Genomic DNA, 18301 nt, shown 5'->3' with positions numbered 1-18301 from the left:
CTTACAATTGAATCAAAATACACACAAAATGAAATACAGATTACTATTACTTTCTTCCCTGTTCTGCTTTTTCGGATCATTGGAATTGTCGGCCCAGGATAAACCTGAGGACAGCCGGCTGAATTATTACCTGAGTAAAGACCACAGCCGCTTTATTAAGTTCAGCGGTTACATGGAATTGTGGGCACGCTATACCAATATGAATCCGGGAACGATCATCAACAATACACAGGTGGATCATTTTTCTGATGTGTCCATCAGAAGGATCAGGGTAAAGGCGACCATCCAGCCTACAGATAATTTTCTTGTCGTTTTACAAATGGGTCCATCCAATGTAAATGCAAATGCTAAATCCAATACCTATATGGATTTGCTTGATGCCTATGGTGAGTATAAGTTTGGAGATTACCTGGCCGTAGGTGGTGGACGTTCTACCTGGAGAGGACTTTCCCGCTTTTCCACTGGCCCTCTGCAAACCCTGTTGTATGATATGCCCGCTTTCGCAACTTCAAATGCCGGGATTACTGATGTAACTGTCCGTATGCTTAGCCTGTATGCGAAAGGGCAATTGGGTAAGTTCGATTACCGTGTAGCTGTAGCAGATCCCTATACCGATGCGGAGGCTGCACCGAAACTAAACCAGTCAGTTTTTAATACCGGAGCTCCGGCGAAGCTGTTTTCAGGATACTTTAAATGGCAGTTTTTCGATAAGGAAAGTAATGCTACTCCTTTTGCAGCAGGAACATACCTGGGAAAGAAAAAAGTATTCAATATCGGTATTGGAGCCGAATTTCAAAAAAATGCCTTGTGGCATACTACAGCAACAAAAGACACGGTACAGAGCAACATGAGGAATTTTGCTGCCGATATTTTCTATGATGCCCCACTGAACAAAAAGAAAGGTACTTCTTTAAGTATTTATGGTGCTGCATTGAGAACGGATTATGGTAAAAATTATATCAGAATGATCGGAACCAATAACCCCGGAACAGGTGTCGCAACATCCGGTTCAAGTTACAATGGTGCGGGTAATGCTTATCCGGTGATGGGAACAGGAAATACCTATTACCTGCAGATCGGAGGGACTCTTCCTTACTTTAACCAGAAAAAACCAGGTGCCCAGTTAATGCCTGCCGTCTCTGTGCAGTATTCCAGGTTTGAAGCGCTGGCCGACCCTATGGTTACCTATGATGCCGGGGTTACCCTATTGCTGCATGGCCATGCTTCGAAGTTTACCTTCGATGTGCAGAGCCGCCCGATTTTCGATAAACCGGCAGATGTTTATCATGCCGCTGAATACTCAGAAAGAAAGTTGACCTACCTGTTGAAATACAGGGTAGATATCAACTAAGGCAATGTACCAATACAGTAGATGTCTAATCATTACTATCAATTCAAAATAAATTATATTCATTATGGAAAGAAGAAAATTCATTACGGCCACCGCTGTCGCCGTTACAGCAGGTAGCATAAGTACAGTCCTCGCAGCTACAACAGAAAAAAAAGGACCGGTTTACAACCATTACCTGCTTTTCTGGCTTAAAAAAGACTTGTCAGAAAAAGAGGTGGAAGATTTCACAGGTTTTTTTAAAATCCTGAGTACACTGCCTTATGTCAAATCTATTCAGTACGGGAAACCTGCAAATTCAAGTCCCCGCAAGGTCGTGGATAATTCTTTCACCTATAATCTGGTGATACAGTTTGGAAGTCTGGAAGACCTTGAAGCTTATGGTAAACTGCCGGTACATCTGGCTGCGATTAAGAAGTATAGCGTTTACTGGGACAGGATGATTGTGCATGATTCGATTCTGAGCTAACCACCTAGCAACTATAAAATTATAAATAACACACCAAACAGATGAAAGGGACTATCGCGTGCTGTATGAAAATATCAATGCCCGTGATGGTCATCTTAAATGAAACAATTAAATCAATTATATACAATGAAAACAAAAATAGTAGCCCTGGCCTTAATCGCATTGGCAAGTTTGGGAACAGTATCGGCAAAAGATCATGGTAAAGACGTCAAAAAGAAAAGTCACCAGAAAATGAAAGAAGAAGATGAAGAACCTACTTATGTAAAAGCAGTAAGGTTAATCAACCTTCCCAATGGTGACTGTTCCTTTGAGTACGGTAAACTACAGACTAAAGTGCATATGGATGCTAGTTATTTCTTCGCACAGACGAAAGTAGATGCCTATGAAAAGGTTGCTCACCCTGCGCCGCGGATGCAATACGTAGTTACCCTAAGAGGTAAGCTGAAGTTTAAAGTCAGCAATGGGGATACCTTCACGATTGAACCTGGAGTGGTGCTTGTTGCAGAAGATTGTAAGGGTAAAGGACATACCTGGGATTTAGTGGATGGGGACAAATGGGACCGTATCTATATTGCAATCCCTACCGGTGGTGATGACCACTTTATTAAAGATAAGGATTAAGTTTCGTCAAAATCCGTGTATGCAAGGGAGGCCGTATCTTAAATGATCGGCCTTTTTTTGTGGTTTTTTTTCAGAGGAGAGGTGTTTTTAAATAGTTTAATGACCAGATCAGCAGCACTGTTTATACAATGATCTACTAAACTTATACAATGGTCCACTAAACCAAAATATTTCAAACTTTATATGAATAATAACACTTAAATTTAAGCATGCAAAGTGTTACACTCCCCTGGTTACAATCACTCGAGGTTTTTCATAACGTTCCTGACGGACAACTGCAATGGTTTTTGGATAATAGCAATGAAAATGCAATCCAGAATGGCGATTTTCTCATTGAACCTGGGCAGGCTATTACGGGACCCCACCTGATATTTTCCGGTAAGGTTCAGATGTTTATCCTTCAGAATGGCGGAAGGCGTGAATATACTGATTTTGTGAAGGGTGATATCATTGGATACCTTCCTTATTCCAGAGGGAAAATCGGGATCGGATATGCACAGGCAAAAGAAGATACACTACTGCTGAGCTTCCCAACAGAGCGGGTAATGGATATGATCAAACTACACTTTGAACTTACCCAGGCCTTTGTCCATGTCATGAGTAACCGTGTGCGGAATTTTACCGAAATGCGCCAGCAAAATGAAAAAATGATGGCATTGGGTAAGTTATCGGCCGGACTGGCACATGAACTGAATAATCCTGCATCGGCCATTGTACGCGACTCGATCTCCTTAAAGGAACATTTAAAGCTGGATCCGCGCGTGCTTAAAAATATGCTGACGATAAAAATAGAGGAAGCAGCGGCTGATTTGTTCAATGAGGAACTGTTTAAAGTGATTTCAGCAGAGCACCGGCCATATCTTACCCTGAAACAACGTACGCAAAGGGAAGATGAGATCGCCGACTGGTTTGATGAAATTGAAGTGGAAAATGCCTATGCCATCGCAGAAAGCTATGTGGACTTTAACTTTACCGTTGAAAATTTGAAGGCCTGTGCCGTACATATTCCTCCACATCACCTGTCTACCCTGTTCAACAGGATCAGCAGCCTGCTGATTACTGAAAGGATGGTTGATGATATCCAGGAATCTTCAGACAGGATCGCTACCCTGGTGAACTCGGTTAAAAATTTTACCCATATGGACCGCGCACAGGACAAACAGTATGCAGATATCCACAATGGAATCCGCAATACGCTGACGATGCTCGGTTATAAATTAAAAAAGGGAAATATTACGCTCATGGAAGAGTACGATCATTCCCTGCCTGAAGTAAAAGCTCTGATTGGAGAACTGAACCAGGTATGGACAAACTTGATTGACAATGCCATTGATGCCATGGAAGCAAATGGGCAGGGCATACTTGTGCTGAAAACGGAGCGGGACCGGGAGTTTGTCCAGGTGTCGATCATCAATGACGGACCGGATATTGAGGAGGAGAACCTGCCGAAAATATTTGATCCTTTCTTTACCACGAAAACTATGGGAAAGGGAACAGGTATGGGACTTGAAGTGGTCCAGCGTATTGTCAATCAGCATAACGGATCTGTAAAAGTGAAATCAAAAGACGGACATACAGCATTTGTAGTCTGTTTTCCCATTGACGGATAAGCAGCTGATACGTATGCTTATCATTTAATTATTAAAAGCCAGAAAAGAATGAACCGCCCAGTAATATTTACAATAGATGACGATCCGCAGGTGTTACGTGCGATTAGCCGGGACCTGAAAACACAATACGGTAAGGAATATAAAATCCTGAGTACAACCTCTGCGCAGGAAGCCATGGAGAGCCTGACCGATTTAAAGAATAGCGATGATGTGGTTGCCCTGTTTTTGTGCGACCAGCGGATGCCTGAAATGGAAGGCGTAGCATTTCTTGAAAAGGCAATGAAGATCTTTCCGGAGGCCAAACGCGTACTCCTTACTGCCTATTCAGATACAGCTGCAGCGATCAAAGCGATAAATGATGTGCGACTCGATTATTACCTGATTAAACCATGGGATCCACCGGAAGAAAAATTGTATCCGGTGATCAATGATCTGCTGGATGATTGGCAGAATGATTATATCCCGGAATTTAAAGGGATGAAGCTGGTCGGCTTCCAGTTTTCCCCGCAATCACATGTGGTGAAGGATTTTCTGGCAAGCAACCTCATTCCTTACCGCTGGATGGATATCGAAAAAAATCCTGATGCTCCGGGATTACTGGAGTTGAATCAACTCCACCATACTGATCTTCCGGTGGTGTTTTTTGAAGACGGATCTTTTTTGGCTAAACCATCCATTAAACATATTGCCGACAAGATTGGCAGGAACCCGCAAATTGTACATGATATCTATGATGTCGTTATTATTGGTGCCGGCCCGGCAGGACTTGCAGCAGCAGTTTACGGCGCGTCGGAAGGATTGAAGACACTCATGATTGAGCGTAAAGCTCCCGGTGGACAGGCTGGAACAAGTTCAAGGATTGAGAACTACCTTGGCTTCCCGGCTGGCCTGAGTGGTGCCGACCTGACCAGAAGGGCCATGAGCCAGGCTACACGTCTGGGGGCAGGTTTGCTTTCCCCGCAATCTGTAAAAGATATTGTACAGAAGGATGGCTATAAAACAATTATCCTGGAAGATGGGCCAGAAATCATCAGCCGGACGGTGGTCATTACTACCGGAGTGGATTACCGTAAGCTCGATGTTAAAGGTGTGGATAGTTTCACCGGCGCCGGGATTTACTATGGTGCGGCAATTACAGAGGCTTCCGCATGTAAGGATAAAGAGGTGTACATTATTGGGGGAGGAAACTCTGCGGGACAGGCGGCAATGTATCTGTCTAAATTCGCGAAGGAGATTTATATCATTATTCGTAAGGATAGCCTGACAGAAACCATGTCGGCCTACCTGATTGATCAGATCAGCCATACGCCCAACATTCATGTTTTACCGAATACAGAAGTGATCGAAGCCATTGGTCAGAATTGCCTGGAAAAGCTGACCCTGATCAATGTGAAAACCAAAGAGACGGAGGAACGGGAAGCTGTTGCCCTGTATATTTTTATTGGCGCAAGGCCCTATACCGATTGGATCAAGCTGGATATCATTAAAGACAATAAGGATTTTATTGAAACAGGAAGGGGACTCCGGAATTATGAAGGTTTCGCAAAGACATGGAAGCTGAAGCGTGATCCCTTTTTATTGGAAACCAGCTGTGCCGGGGTTTTTGCTGCGGGAGATGTGAGGTCTGGTGCGATGAACAGGGTGGCTTCTGCGGTTGGGGAAGGTTCTATGGCCATAAGTTTTGTCCACAAGTACCTTGCTGAGGGCTAGGTTCTTTGTTGATCCCTCAGCTATCCTTCTTAAATAGTTGGAGAAGTTTTCCCTCTATATCTTTTGCTGATTTCTCTATTCTGCCGGCCATGGTCATTACCTTTTCCGCATTCATCTCTTTTGCGCCCAGCAGTTGTGCGTATAAAGTGATGGAGGTAATGGGACTCCGCATATCATGTACCAGGCGGTGCAGTGTGTCTTCATCATTGCGCAATATCGTGGTGTGGTTCAACCGGACCTCCAGTTTTTCCATCACTAAGTCCGATAAATGTCTCAATACGTTTACCTGTCGCTCCGAAATGGATAAATGGGGAACATTATCGGTTACCCCTAGCGTGCCTATCACATAACCAGCAGCTGTTTTGAGGGGTACAGCCGCATAAAACCGTATGCCATCTACAGATATAAACGGAGTAGCCGCAAATTCCTGAATCTCATGGGTATCATGAAAGACAGTGACACCATCGCCCAGAATTGTCAGTGCGCATAAGCTGTGTGCCCTGTCGGAATGTTTGGGCAGGAGACTGCTGGTGTTGGCTTTGGAAAAAACATGCGCTTTGTCGACAAAATTTATAAAAGCACCTTCAGTCTCAAATGTTTCTGAGGCCAGTAGAGCAATGGTCTCAAAATCAGCCTCTGCTGGTGTCTCCGTAATTTCATAACGATGCAGTTCCTGTATTCTTTCTTCCTCATTTTCTGGAATAAGGCTTTCCGGCATTTTATAGTTTGTCATGCTACAGCGGATTAAATCGAGAGGGGTTTTGGCTTGAGCAGGGGTAAGATTTCTTCTACATATTTTCGCTCATTTGCCAATCTTGGTACCTTGTGCTGTCCTCCCAGTTTTCCTTTGGATTTCAGCCAGTTGTAAAAAGTGTCACAGGGTGCATTGTGTACTTTAGGTCTTCGCAAGGCCATATCCTTGAATCGTTTGGCATCATAATCGGAATTCACTTCCCGTAAAGTCTGGTCGAGCACGTCGATGAATTTCTCAAAATTATCTGGCTGCTGCTCAAATTCGATAATCCATTCATGTCCGCCAACGTCTGCTCCCTTGAAATATATCGGACAAGCAGTATAATCCCTGAAAGCAGCACCGGTTTCTTTACAGGCCTTACTAATGGCCTGTTCTGCATTGTCAATAATTACTTCTTCCCCAAATGCATTAATGAAATGTTTGGTACGTCCAGTGATTTTTATGCGGTAAGGGGACAGCGAAGTAAACTGTACCGTATCACCAATTAAATACCGCCAAAGTCCTGCATTGGTTGAAATTACAATGGCATAGTTCTTAAAGAGCTCCACTTCACCGAGGCAAAGGGTCTGTGGATTTTCTTCGTTCAGCTGGTCAAGGGGAAGGAATTCATAATAAATACCATAGTCGAGCATAAGGAGCATTTCCTGTGACTTCAGCTGATCCTGAATGCCGAAAAATCCTTCCGAAGCATTATAGGTTTCCAGGTAGTACATTTCCTCGCTCGGAATCAGTTCGCTGAATTGATCCTTATAAGGGTTGAAGTTGACTGCTCCATGAACATACAGTTCCAGATTTGGCCATACTTCCAGCAGGTTTTTTTTGCCGGTCATTTCCAATACCTTTTTGGCAAGGACGATGGTCCATGTCGGTACTCCGGAAATATTGGTGACGTTCTCTTTAATGGTGGCTTCGGCCATACGATCTATTTTCTGCTCATAATTGTCCATCAGGGCAATCGAGATATTTGGCGTACGGTAGTATTCCGCCCACATGGGAAGATTTTTTATGAGTACTGCAGAAAGGTCGCCATAGAAAGAATCATCATTGAGCTGGTTAATCTGGTGACTGCCCCCTAAAACCAGGGCTTTACCTGTTAAAATCTGGTTACTCGGTTTATTCTTGCAGAAGATAGAGATAAGGTCTTTACCTCCTTTGAAATGACATTCTTCCAGGGCTTCCTGCGAAACAGGAATAAATTTACTCCGGTCACTGGTGGTTCCCGATGATTTAGCAAACCATTTGATATCGGACGGCCACAATACATTTTGCTCGCCCTGGAGCATCCGCTCTATATAAGGTTTCAGCGTATCATAATTCTGAAGGGGTACGCGTTTTTTGAACTGTTCGCAATTCTCAATTGATTTGTAGTCATATTTTTTCCCCCATTCAGTATTTTCAGCTGAAGAGATTAATGTATGAAACCATTCGTCCTGTACATCCAATGGATATTTCATGAAAAGCTCTATCTGGTGGACGCGCTTCTTCATGTACCAGGTGAAAATTGAATTTACAATTGCCATATTTGGTTAGTCGATTATAAGTTTTTACTGCGAAGGACAAAGTTTGAACCCAGGTATACTTTTCTTACCATTTCATTGGCAGCAAGGACTTCCGGTGTTCCAGACTCTAATATTTTTCCTTCAAAAAGCAGGTAGGCCCTGTCCGTAATAGAGAGCGTTTCCTGTACATTATGATCAGTAATAAGAATACCTATGTTTTTGTTTTTAAGTTTTGCAACTATTGTCTGTATTTCCTCTACAGCAATCGGATCTACTCCTGCAAAGGGTTCATCCAGTAAAATGAAGTTGGGACTGGCAGCAAGTGCACGGGCAATTTCTGTTCTTCTGCGCTCTCCGCCGGAGAGCAGGTCCCCTCTGTTTTTCCTTACCTTGTGTAAACTGAACTCATCAATCAGTTCCTCCAGTTTTTCCTGGCGTTCTTCTTTCTTCATATCCGTCATCTCCAGAATAGACAGAATATTGTCTTCTACCGTGAGTTTCCTGAAAACTGAAGCTTCCTGTGCCAGGTACCCGATTCCTTTTTGGGCACGCTCATACATTGCATTCTTTGTAATGTCTTCATCATCAAGGAAAATCGTTCCTTCATTGGGCTTGATTAAACCCACGATCATATAGAATGAAGTGGTTTTCCCCGCTCCATTGGGGCCTAGAAGACCTACGATCTCTCCCTGGCTAACACTGAATGAAACGTCATTGACGACGGTCCGTTGCTTGTATTTCTTGATGAGGTGGTCAGCTCTTAGTATCATGTCTATTCCTAATTATGAATTTTTATCGCCTTAATATTTAACTGAAGGCGTTTCTGCTCTTTCCATATGTTTTCTTCCACTGTATAACAAATGGAAAAGGGTTGATCGGGCCGCAGGAGGCTTTCGTATTCCGCCAGGCCAAACCCTATCGTTTCAAAAATAGCTGAATTTTGTTGTTTAACACTCAACTTTAAATGTTTTAATCCTACAACATAGGGTTTACCTACGTACACAAGGTCTCGGCTGATAAATACCGGAGCTGGATTCATTGGCCCAAAAGGGGACATCTGGGCGATAATGCGCTGGAACTTTCCATCTATCTGGTTCAGTTGTATTTCGCTGTCAATCTGGATCTCCGGACAGAGTAATTCCTCTGTGATGGTAGAAGAGACGATCTCTTCAAATCGATCGGCGAAGGCTGCCAGGTTTTCCGGTTTCATGGTCAGACCGGCAGCAAATTTATGTCCGCCAAATTGTACCAGTAAATCGGCACAACCTAAGAGGGCCTCATATAAATCATATCCTTGTACCGATCTTGCGGAGCCGGTAAGAAATCCATTGGAATGGGTAAGCACAATAGTGGGTCTGTAATATTTTTCCGTTAATCGGGAAGCTACTATTCCAATAACGCCTTTATTCCAGTTTTCATTATAAACGACCGTGGTTTTCTTGTTGATCAGGATTTCTGACTCATCAATAAGTGCCAGCGCCTCAGCAGTAATGTGCTGGTCAGATGTTTTACGGTCGGTATTCTGGATATTGATAAAGAGGCTTTGTTCCTTGGCCAGCTCGTCTTCTGTACAAAGGAGCATCTTTACGGCCTGATTTCCGTGGTCCATTCTTCCTGCGGCATTAATTCTTGGAGCCAGGGTGAAGACCACATCGGTCACCGTAAAGTCTTTGGCTTTGCCAAAACTTTCCATCAATGCTTTTAATCCAATACAAGGATTGGTGTTGAGCTTAATCAGTCCGAAATAAGCCAGGGTCCGGTTTTCATCCACAATGGGTACAATGTCTGCTGCAATACTCACCATAACCAGATCAAGGTATTGCTCGTAGCTGGCCGCAGGGAGATGGTGGGTGATGCTATAGGCCTGTGCCAGTTTGAAGCCGATCCCACAGCCCGCAAGCTCTTTGAAAGGGTAGGGGCAATCCAGTCTTTTCGGATCCAGGATGGCTACCGCATCCGGTAAGGTGTCTCCAGGTAAATGGTGGTCACAAATGATAAAGTCTATGGCTAAGGTATTCGCATAGGCAATTTTATCGTTTGACTTGATGCCGCAATCGAGTGCTATAATTAAGGTCATCCCTTTGGTATGTGCATAGTCGATACCAGCCGTGGAAATCCCATATCCTTCTTTATGCCTGTCAGGAATGTAATATTCCAGGTTTGAGCTGAATTGCCTGAAGAAACTGTAGGCCAAAGCTACTGATGTGGTTCCATCTACATCATAATCTCCATAAATCAGGATCTTTTCCCCGGCAGATAGTGCCTTATCTATCCTGTCAACCGCTTTTTTCATGTCTTTCATTAAGAAAGGATCATGCAGCTGTGCCAGCTGCGGACGGAAGAAATCTTTTGCTTCATCAAAGGAAAGAATCCCCCTTTGTACCAAAATCTGTGCTAAGCTGGTATCTATATTGAGTTGTTGTGCAAGCGAGTCTGTAGTTTCTTTATCGCCTTGTATTGCCTGCACCCATCGTTTTTCCATTTAGTATTTATTGTTTTTCATCTGTAATGGAGCTTGCTTCGCAGGTTCCATTTAGTATCTATTGTTTTTCACTTGTAATGGAGCTTGCTTCGCAGGTTCCATTTAGTATCTATTGTTTTTCACTTGTAATGGAGCTTGCTTTGCAGGTTCCATTTAGTATTTATTGTTTTTCATCTGTAATGGAGCTTGCACTATACGCAGGTCACATTATGTTCTTCTCTTTTTTAATTTTTACTGACAGGGCTTGCATGAATTACTGTTTATAGAGTTCCGTGACTTTAAGTTCATGCAGGTTCTATATCTTTGTAAATATATCATAATTATTCTTTTGACTAATACCTATGCCATTGCAAGTTTTTACTTTATATGAAGGATCGTACTCCGTAGCTGCAGATAAAAAGTTCCTTCCTTTTGATCCTAAGAAAGATAACCCCAAAGACAGGCCTGCGTCACTTTTTATCAGTGTTCAGCCATTTCTTGTTCAGTTAAATGACACCCTGATTTTACTGGATACAGGTTTGGGCTACAGCAATGAAAAGGGAGATATGATTTTGCACGAAAATATCAGGAAAGCAGGATTTGATCCTGAGGAGGTGAAATATGTACTGATGTCACATCTGCACTTCGATCATTCAGGAGGAATGGTACACCAGGTGGGGAATATGATGGAACTTAGTTTTCCACATGCGACCTACGTGATCCAGCGCGGAGAATGGGAAGGCGCATTTACAAATGCATCATCCTCCTATAAAACGGAGATCTTTGAATTCCTGCAGCGTAATGCCCAGCTGGAATTTGTAGATGAGTCCGGATCTTTTATACCAGGAATCAGCCATGAACTCACCGGTGCGCATACACCCTATCACCAGGCATGGTTGTTGGATGATGGAAATGATAAGGTGTTCTTTGGTGGCGATGTACTTCCTGAACCCGAAGAATTGCTGAGGAAGTTTATTGCCAAGTATGACTTTGATGGCCGTAAAGCGATGGAGTTAAGGGAAGAATATGGTAAAAGGGCTGCGCTTGAAAGCTGGAATTGCCTCTTTTACCACGGAAAAACGAAGACCACCGGATACATTGAATATCATGAAGGCCAGTTTAAAATAGTTTAAACTAGCCCTGTTTATCTTCGAAAAGTTCAATCAGACGTTCAATAGAAAGGGGTTTAGAGATAAACCCTTTTACTGTTTTATACGTTTTCGCTTTTTCGATGTCGTTCTCATACACAGAAGAAGAAAGCATATACATGTCGATACTGTCTTCAATCGACAATGCCTCATAAGCTTCCAAAAATTCCCATCCATTTAATACCGGCATATTGATGTCGATTAATATTAAATGGGGAAGTGGCTGCTGGTTATCTATCAATTCTTTAATATAGTCGATAGCAAGCTGACCGTTGGTTTTTGATACCATCTGCGCATCGTACCCTGTTTTTTCAACAATTTTTTTAATAATGAATATATTTATATCATCATCGTCAATTACAAGGAGATTGATTCTTGATTTCATTAGGTTTTTTAGTTTATCATTGGTATGGTGAGAGCAGAATGAATAAAGATATAAAATAGAACTGTAAAGTATTCACATGGTGGATATTATTTACTAAAAAAGGACTATCGCCTTATGGGATAGTCCTTTTACTACTAAAAATAATTCATAATTATTTTTTAGCAACCAGTTTTATATTCAATTCGAACTCATCGTAAATGAATTTATCGCCTATATCCGGCATCGCCGATTTAGATTTAAATTTAATGCCATATTTGGTCCTGTCCACCATAACTTTCTCGGCTACAGCTGTCAGGGAACCATCTGCATTCCAGGCCACTGTTGCAGGGAATGAGATCGCATTAGTGATCCCTTTTAAGGTTAAATCGCCGGTTACATTTACTTTATTGGCACCACTGTTCACTACTTTTTTAATCACAAAAGTAGCCGTTGGGAATTTATCCACGCCAAAGAAGTCGTCCGCCTTTAAATGGTTTTCAAGATTTGCACTGTTATCGGCATCTTTAATCGATGCCATATCAATCACAAAACCACCTTTGGTCAGGCTTTTTCCGTTAAAATTTAAGGTGCCGGATTTCAGCTTGATCGTGCCGTTATGCGCACCAGCAAACTTTTTACCTTCCCAGGTAAGTGTGGATTTTTCAGTATCAACCTTATAAACGTCCTCTTTCAAGGAAGCCGCTTTAAAAGAAGAGGCAGCAAGTACAAATAATAGTAAGGCTGCAGATGTCAATTTTGATTTCATATATGGGATATTGTTTAGCGTTTTCAGTATTTGCCTGTTTTCTCCATTATAAGTGTAACGGAGAAAACAGGACAAAAAATATTGAGCTAAATATATAGATAATCTGGATTAAAGTACAGCAGATTCTTCTTCCATATAACTTTCGATAGGAGGGCATGAACAAATCAGTGCGCGGTCTCCATGCGAATCATTTACTCTTCCTACAGAAGGCCAGAATTTGTGCTCAGCAACATAGGCCAATGGGAATGCTGCAGTTTGTCTGCTGTAGGCATGCTCCCATTCATCACCAGTAATCTGTGCCGCAGTATGGGGTGCATTTTTCAATGGGTTGTCTTTTTTGTCAAGATCCCCGTTTTCAATGGCAGTAATTTCATGTCTGATGGCAATTAAGGCATTGCAGAAACGATCAAGCTCATGTTTTGGCTCACTCTCCGTAGGCTCTACCATTAAGGTTCCTGCTACAGGGAAGGATACTGTTGGCGCATGGAATCCATAATCCATCAGTCTTTTTGCAATGTCAACAACCTCAATACCGAAGTTTTTGAATCCGCGGCAATCAAGGATCATCTCATGTGCACAACGGCCATTACTTCCTGAGTATAGAACAGGGTAATGCTCTTCCAGACGTGCTTTCATATAGTTGGCATTCAATATCGCATATTCTGTTGCCTTTTTCAATCCATCACCGCCCATCATAGCGATATACGCATGGGAAATGATAAGGATAGATGCCGATCCCCATGGTGCAGAAGATACTGCGGGAATGGATTTTTCATTATTGATGTTGACTACGGCATGACCTGGCAGATATTTAACCAGGTGAGCTGCTACACCAATTGGACCCATACCCGGTCCACCACCACCGTGAGGAATACAGAATGTTTTATGTAAGTTCAGGTGACATACGTCGGCACCAATGTTTGCAGGACTGGTCAGGCCAACCTGTGCATTCATATTTGCACCATCCATATACACCTGTCCACCGTTTGCATGAATAACTTCACAGATTTCCACGATACTTTCTTCAAATACACCATGGGTAGAAGGATAGGTCACCATGAAGCAAGACAGGTTTTCTGCATGTTCTTCAGCTTTCGCTTTCAGGTCTGCCACGTCAATATTTCCCTGCTCATCACATTTTACAATCACAATTTTCATTCCTGCCATCGCAGCAGAAGCTGGATTGGTACCATGTGCTGAGGATGGGATCAGTGCAATGTTACGGTTAAAATCTCCACGGTCCTGGTGATACGCTCTGATCACCATTAAACCGGCATATTCACCCTGAGCACCTGCATTGGGCTGTAAACTCATCGCCGCAAAACCAGTGATTTCACTCAACCACTTATCCAGTTCGTTGAAAACGGTATAATAACCTGCTACCTGATCTGCCGGCGCAAATGGATGCACCTGGCCAAACTCAGCCCAGGTTACAGGAATCATTTCTGTGGTCGCATTCAGTTTCATGGTACATGAACCTAAAGCAATCATCGAGTGGCATAAAGAAAGGTCTTTTGCTTCCAGTGACTTGATATAACGCAGCATTTCATGTTCTGAATGGTGCGAATTAAAGATAGGATGCGACAGGTAGGCTGAAGTCCGCTGAAGTGTTTCAGGAATAACAGTTTCTACGTTTTTGTCGTTCACCAATTCTACACTGTCCGCTGCGATCGCTTTAACCTTAGAAAATATTTTGTTCAGCAACTGGATATCTTCAATAGCAGTCGTCTCGTCCAGGGCAATGGTAGCAATCGTTCCATTGTAGTGGAGGTTGATTTCATTGTCGATACATTCCCTGTGGATTGAATCTTTTAAAGCCCCAAGATCGACACGGATGGTATCAAAAAACACCTCATTCAGTGGTTCATAACCAATGCTTTTCAGCGATGCGGAAAGTACAACGGCCAGGCCATGTGTTCTTTCTGCGATTAACTTCAATCCTTTAGGACCATGGTAGACCGCATAAAAACCGGCCATAATAGCCAGTAAAGCCTGGGCGGTACAAATATTTGAGGTGGCTTTGTCCCTGCGGATATGTTGCTCTCTGGTCTGAAGGGCCATCCGCAATGCATAATTGTTATGGCTATCGATTGTTACACCGATGATACGTCCCGGAATAGAACGTTTGTATTCTTCTTTAGTCGCAAAATAGGCAGCGTGCGGACCACCAAATCCCATTGGGATACCAAAGCGCTGTGTGGTACCGACAACGATGTCAGCTCCCCATTCTCCCGGAGGCGCTAAAAGGGTAAGGCTTAAAATATCCGCCACAACAGTCAGTTTTACATTTTTTGAATGTAATTGTTCTGCAAATGAACGGTAGTCAAACACCTGTCCATTTCCAGCAGGATATTGCACGATGGCACCAAAGAAATCTTCTGTCACTTCAAAAGTTTCATGGTCACCAATCACCAGTTCAATGCCAAAAGGCTGGGCACGGGTTTTTAAAATGTCTATCGTTTGTGGGAAAAGCAATGCAGAAACGAAAAATTGCTTAGCCTGTTGGTTTTTGCGCAAGCTGTATTGCATAAACATGGCTTCTGCAGCTGCAGTACCTTCATCTAGCAAAGAAGCATTGGCAATTTTCATTCCCGTCAGGTCAATTACCAGGGTTTGGAAGTTTAAAAGCGCCTGTAGGCGACCTTGTGCAATTTCAGCCTGGTAGGGCGTATATTGTGTATACCATCCCGGATTTTCAAATACATTTCTCAGGATTACGCCTGGAGTAGTGGTATTGTAATAACCCTGACCGATATAAGAGGTAAAAACCTTATTTAAGGAAGCAGTTTGCTTAAGGCCTGCCAGGTATTCTTTCTCAGATTTTGCAGCCGGTAAATTCAATGGCTTTTTTAACCTGATTTTCTGAGGAACAGTTTGTTCAATTAACTCAGCAACAGAACCCAGACCCAGGGTGCCTAACATAGCCTCAGTATCGTCCGTATTAGGGGCAATGTGACGGTCTTTAAAGTCTTCTTTGTAATGAATGTTTAAGCTCATGAAGTGTAGCAATAAAATTTGCGCAAAGGTACTAAATTTTCAGTTTTTTTTATAGTGGAATATAGCCCTGCAAATTTTACTTCGACAATTGTCTCAGATACATTTGAACGGTATTTTCCAGTCCCAGGTACAGGGCATCGCTGATCAGTGCATGACCTATAGATACCTCCAGTAAATTGGGAATATGATCCGCGAAATATTTAAGGTTCTGCAAATCCAGGTCATGTCCCGCATTGATCCCCAGTCCAAGTTTATTGGCGGTATGTGCAGCCTGTGTATAGGGGGTAATTGCTTTTAGCGGATTTTTTGCATAATTAGCTGCATAGGACTCTGTATACAATTCAATCCGGTCGGTACCTGTGGTTTGTGCCGCCTCGATCATTTCCCTTACCGGGTCGACAAAGATGGAAACACGGATCCCTTCCTGTTGGAACAGGGCGACCATTTCTTTCAGGTAAGCCTGGTGTTTCATGGTATCCCAGCCGTGATTGGAAGTAATCTGTCCCTCTGTATCCGGAACAAGGGTAACCTGTGCCGGTTTATTGGCCAGGACCAGGTCGACGAATTTTTGCTCTTTACAGTTGCCTTCTATATTGAATTCCGTAGCGATTACAGCTTTCAGGTCAAAAACATCCTGATAGCGGATATGGCGTTCATCGGGACGCGGATGTACGGTGATGCCTTCTGCACCAAAACGTTCGCAGTCAAGTGCGACCTTAACCAGGTCAGGATTGTTTCCTCCGCGGCTGTTTCGGATCGTGGCTATTTTATTGATATTTACTGATAGTTTTGCCATGGACAAAGATAAAGTATAAAATATGAAGCGATATAATCTTATTGTAAACTGGTGAGAATGTCTGCACAGCCTGCATATTAACGGCATGCAGCTGATGTTGCATGGAAGAACCAGTACCGTTAAATATCGCCCATCAAAATAGAAATGAAAAAATTGGGAATGAATAAAGCAAAAAAGGGTGCCGCCCTGAAGCGCACCCTTTTTTAAAATATATTTGCTGTGACGGATTAGTATCTGTAAGCTTCAGCTTTGAACGGACCTTCAACTGGTACGCCGATATAATCTGCCTGATGCTGATCAAGAACATCCAATTCCACACCAATTTTAGCCAGGTGTAAACGTGCTACTTTCTCATCCAGGGATTTAGGAAGAACATATACTTTGTTCTCATATTTACCCGGGTTTGTCCATAGCTCTAACTGTGCTAAAGTCTGGTTCGTGAATGAAGCAGACATCACAAAACTTGGGTGTCCTGTTGCACAGCCTAAGTTGACCAAACGTCCCTCAGCCAACAGGATCACATCTTTTCCATCGATCGTATATTTGTCAACCTGAGGTTTGATTTCAACTTTAGTATCACCATAGTTTGTGTTTAACCATGCTACATCGATCTCATTGTCGAAATGACCAATGTTACAAACGATCACTTTGTCTTTCATGGTTTTGAAGTGCTCTGCACGCACAATGTCACAGTTACCTGTAGTCGTAACTACGATATCGGCTTCTTTCACGGCATTGGCGAATTTTTTCACTTCATAACCTTCCATTGCTGCCTGTAGGGCACAGATCGGGTCAATTTCAGAAACGATTACACGCACACCTTGTGAGCTTAAAGATTCAGCTGAACCTTTACCCACATCGCCGTAACCTGCTACAACAGCAACTTTACCGGCAAGCATCACATCCGTAGCACGACGGATCGCATCTACCAGTGACTCACGGCAGCCATACTTGTTGTCAAATTTAGATTTTGTTACCGAGTCGTTTACGTTGATTGCAGGTAAATGCAATGTTCCGTTTTTCATACGTTCGTATAAACGGTGAACACCTGTAGTGGTTTCTTCCGATAAACCTTTAATTGCTGCAATCAGCTCTGGATATTTATCGAAAACCATATTGGTTAAGTCACCACCATCATCAAGGATCATGTTTAATGGCTGTTGCTCCGGACCGAAGTGTAATGTTTGCTCAATACACCAGTCGAATTCAGTTTCATTCAGACCTTTCCATGCATACACCTGAATACCTGCTGCTGCAATTGCTGCGGCCGCATGGTCCTGCGTAGAAAAGATGTTACAGGATGACCAGGTCACTTCCGCACCCAGTTCAACCAGGGTTTCAATTAAAACTGCAGTCTGGATCGTCATGTGCAGACATCCCGCAATACGTGCTCCTTTTAATGGTTTTGATGGTCCGAATTCTTCGCGTAAGGACATTAAGCCAGGCATTTCTGCCTCTGCCAATCCAATTTCTTTACGGCCCCATTCTGCCAGTGAAATATCCTTTACTTTGTAAGGGATATATGTAGTCTCTACTGATGACATATATTTATTGTTTAAATTTCTAAATTGATTACCCTGTAAAACGAATTTTTAGGAAAGTGATGGTGCTGAATTCCGCAGGCACCGCTTTCATGCGAATTGTTTACAAGATACAAAATTAAGCATTAGTTTGACCAAATTCAAAAGGAGGATAAGCATAAATATAATAACCTAGTAGACCGTCTTTTTAATAGGCGTTTTGACTTAAATATTACTG

15 protein-coding genes are annotated in these 18301 nt (G+C 42.8%); 6 read left to right on the top strand and 9 right to left on the bottom strand.

Features of this window, described 5'->3' with window-relative positions; translation table 11 throughout:
- Nucleotides 1–28: 28 nt before the first annotated feature.
- From ACSBL2_RS23415 to ACSBL2_RS23395, 5 genes are all read left to right on the top strand, one after another.
- Nucleotides 29–1351 carry a hypothetical protein gene (locus ACSBL2_RS23415; protein ID WP_442588976.1) on the top strand — a complete coding sequence of 441 codons (1323 nt, stop codon included), beginning with the start codon at nt 29–31 and terminating at the stop codon, nt 1349–1351.
- 64 nt (nt 1352–1415) lie between these two features.
- Complete coding sequence (locus ACSBL2_RS23410; protein WP_442588975.1) at nt 1416–1817, top strand: Dabb family protein; 402 nt, start codon at nt 1416–1418, stop codon at nt 1815–1817.
- A gap of 126 nt (nt 1818–1943) precedes the next feature.
- A complete protein-coding gene (locus tag ACSBL2_RS23405; RefSeq protein ID WP_442588974.1) occupies nt 1944–2438 on the top strand; it encodes a hypothetical protein in 495 nt (164 codons plus the stop codon).
- Between the two features lie 209 nt (nt 2439–2647).
- Nucleotides 2648–4048 carry an ATP-binding protein gene (locus ACSBL2_RS23400; protein ID WP_442588973.1) on the top strand — a complete coding sequence of 467 codons (1401 nt, stop codon included), beginning with the start codon at nt 2648–2650 and terminating at the stop codon, nt 4046–4048.
- 48 nt (nt 4049–4096) lie between these two features.
- Complete coding sequence (locus ACSBL2_RS23395) at nt 4097–5758, top strand: FAD-dependent oxidoreductase (protein WP_442588972.1); 1662 nt, start codon at nt 4097–4099, stop codon at nt 5756–5758.
- A gap of 16 nt (nt 5759–5774) precedes the next feature.
- Here the strand turns inward: ACSBL2_RS23395 and ACSBL2_RS23390 are convergent, their stop codons facing one another.
- The 4 genes from ACSBL2_RS23390 to recJ are packed head-to-tail and all read right to left on the bottom strand — an operon-like array spanning nt 5775 to nt 10493.
- On the bottom strand, nt 5775–6491 hold the full coding sequence (locus tag ACSBL2_RS23390; RefSeq protein ID WP_442588971.1) for a GAF domain-containing protein: 717 nt from the start codon (nt 6489–6491) through the stop codon (nt 5775–5777).
- A gap of 11 nt (nt 6492–6502) precedes the next feature.
- A complete protein-coding gene (locus ACSBL2_RS23385) occupies nt 6503–8032 on the bottom strand; it encodes a GH3 auxin-responsive promoter family protein (RefSeq protein ID WP_442588970.1) in 1530 nt (509 codons plus the stop codon).
- Between the two features lie 14 nt (nt 8033–8046).
- Nucleotides 8047–8781, bottom strand: a complete 735-nt coding sequence (lptB, locus tag ACSBL2_RS23380; protein ID WP_442588969.1) for an LPS export ABC transporter ATP-binding protein — start codon at nt 8779–8781, stop codon at nt 8047–8049.
- Between the two features lie 8 nt (nt 8782–8789).
- Complete coding sequence (gene recJ / locus ACSBL2_RS23375) at nt 8790–10493, bottom strand: single-stranded-DNA-specific exonuclease RecJ (protein ID WP_442588968.1); 1704 nt, start codon at nt 10491–10493, stop codon at nt 8790–8792.
- A 347-nt stretch (nt 10494–10840) separates the two neighbouring features.
- Between recJ and ACSBL2_RS23370 the strand changes: the two genes are divergently transcribed.
- Entirely contained in the window at nt 10841–11605 is a 765-nt protein-coding gene (locus tag ACSBL2_RS23370; RefSeq protein WP_442592252.1) for an MBL fold metallo-hydrolase, read from the top strand.
- A gap of 1 nt (nt 11606) precedes the next feature.
- Here the strand turns inward: ACSBL2_RS23370 and ACSBL2_RS23365 are convergent, their stop codons facing one another.
- The 5 genes from ACSBL2_RS23365 to ahcY form a co-directional block, all read right to left on the bottom strand.
- Nucleotides 11607–12005 (bottom strand): response regulator, encoded by a 399-nt coding sequence (locus tag ACSBL2_RS23365; protein WP_442588967.1) that lies wholly within the window; start codon nt 12003–12005, stop codon nt 11607–11609.
- Nucleotides 12006–12156: 151 nt separating this feature from the next.
- Nucleotides 12157–12750, bottom strand: a complete 594-nt coding sequence (locus ACSBL2_RS23360; RefSeq protein ID WP_442588966.1) for a YceI family protein — start codon at nt 12748–12750, stop codon at nt 12157–12159.
- 108 nt (nt 12751–12858) lie between these two features.
- On the bottom strand, nt 12859–15747 hold the full coding sequence (gene gcvP, locus ACSBL2_RS23355) for an aminomethyl-transferring glycine dehydrogenase (RefSeq protein ID WP_442588965.1): 2889 nt from the start codon (nt 15745–15747) through the stop codon (nt 12859–12861).
- A gap of 76 nt (nt 15748–15823) precedes the next feature.
- Nucleotides 15824–16543, bottom strand: a complete 720-nt coding sequence (locus ACSBL2_RS23350) for a pyridoxine 5'-phosphate synthase (protein ID WP_442588964.1) — start codon at nt 16541–16543, stop codon at nt 15824–15826.
- A 227-nt stretch (nt 16544–16770) separates the two neighbouring features.
- Nucleotides 16771–18087, bottom strand: coding sequence for an adenosylhomocysteinase (gene ahcY, locus ACSBL2_RS23345; RefSeq protein ID WP_442588963.1), 1317 nt, complete (start codon nt 18085–18087; stop codon nt 16771–16773).
- Nucleotides 18088–18301 lie beyond the last annotated feature (214 nt).

This window comes from Pedobacter sp. AW31-3R (assembly GCF_052180285.1).
In the GTDB taxonomy this organism is placed as follows: domain Bacteria; phylum Bacteroidota; class Bacteroidia; order Sphingobacteriales; family Sphingobacteriaceae; genus Pedobacter.
The sequence above is the reverse complement of the archived record's forward strand: the minus strand, read 5'-3'. Positions and strand labels throughout refer to the sequence as shown.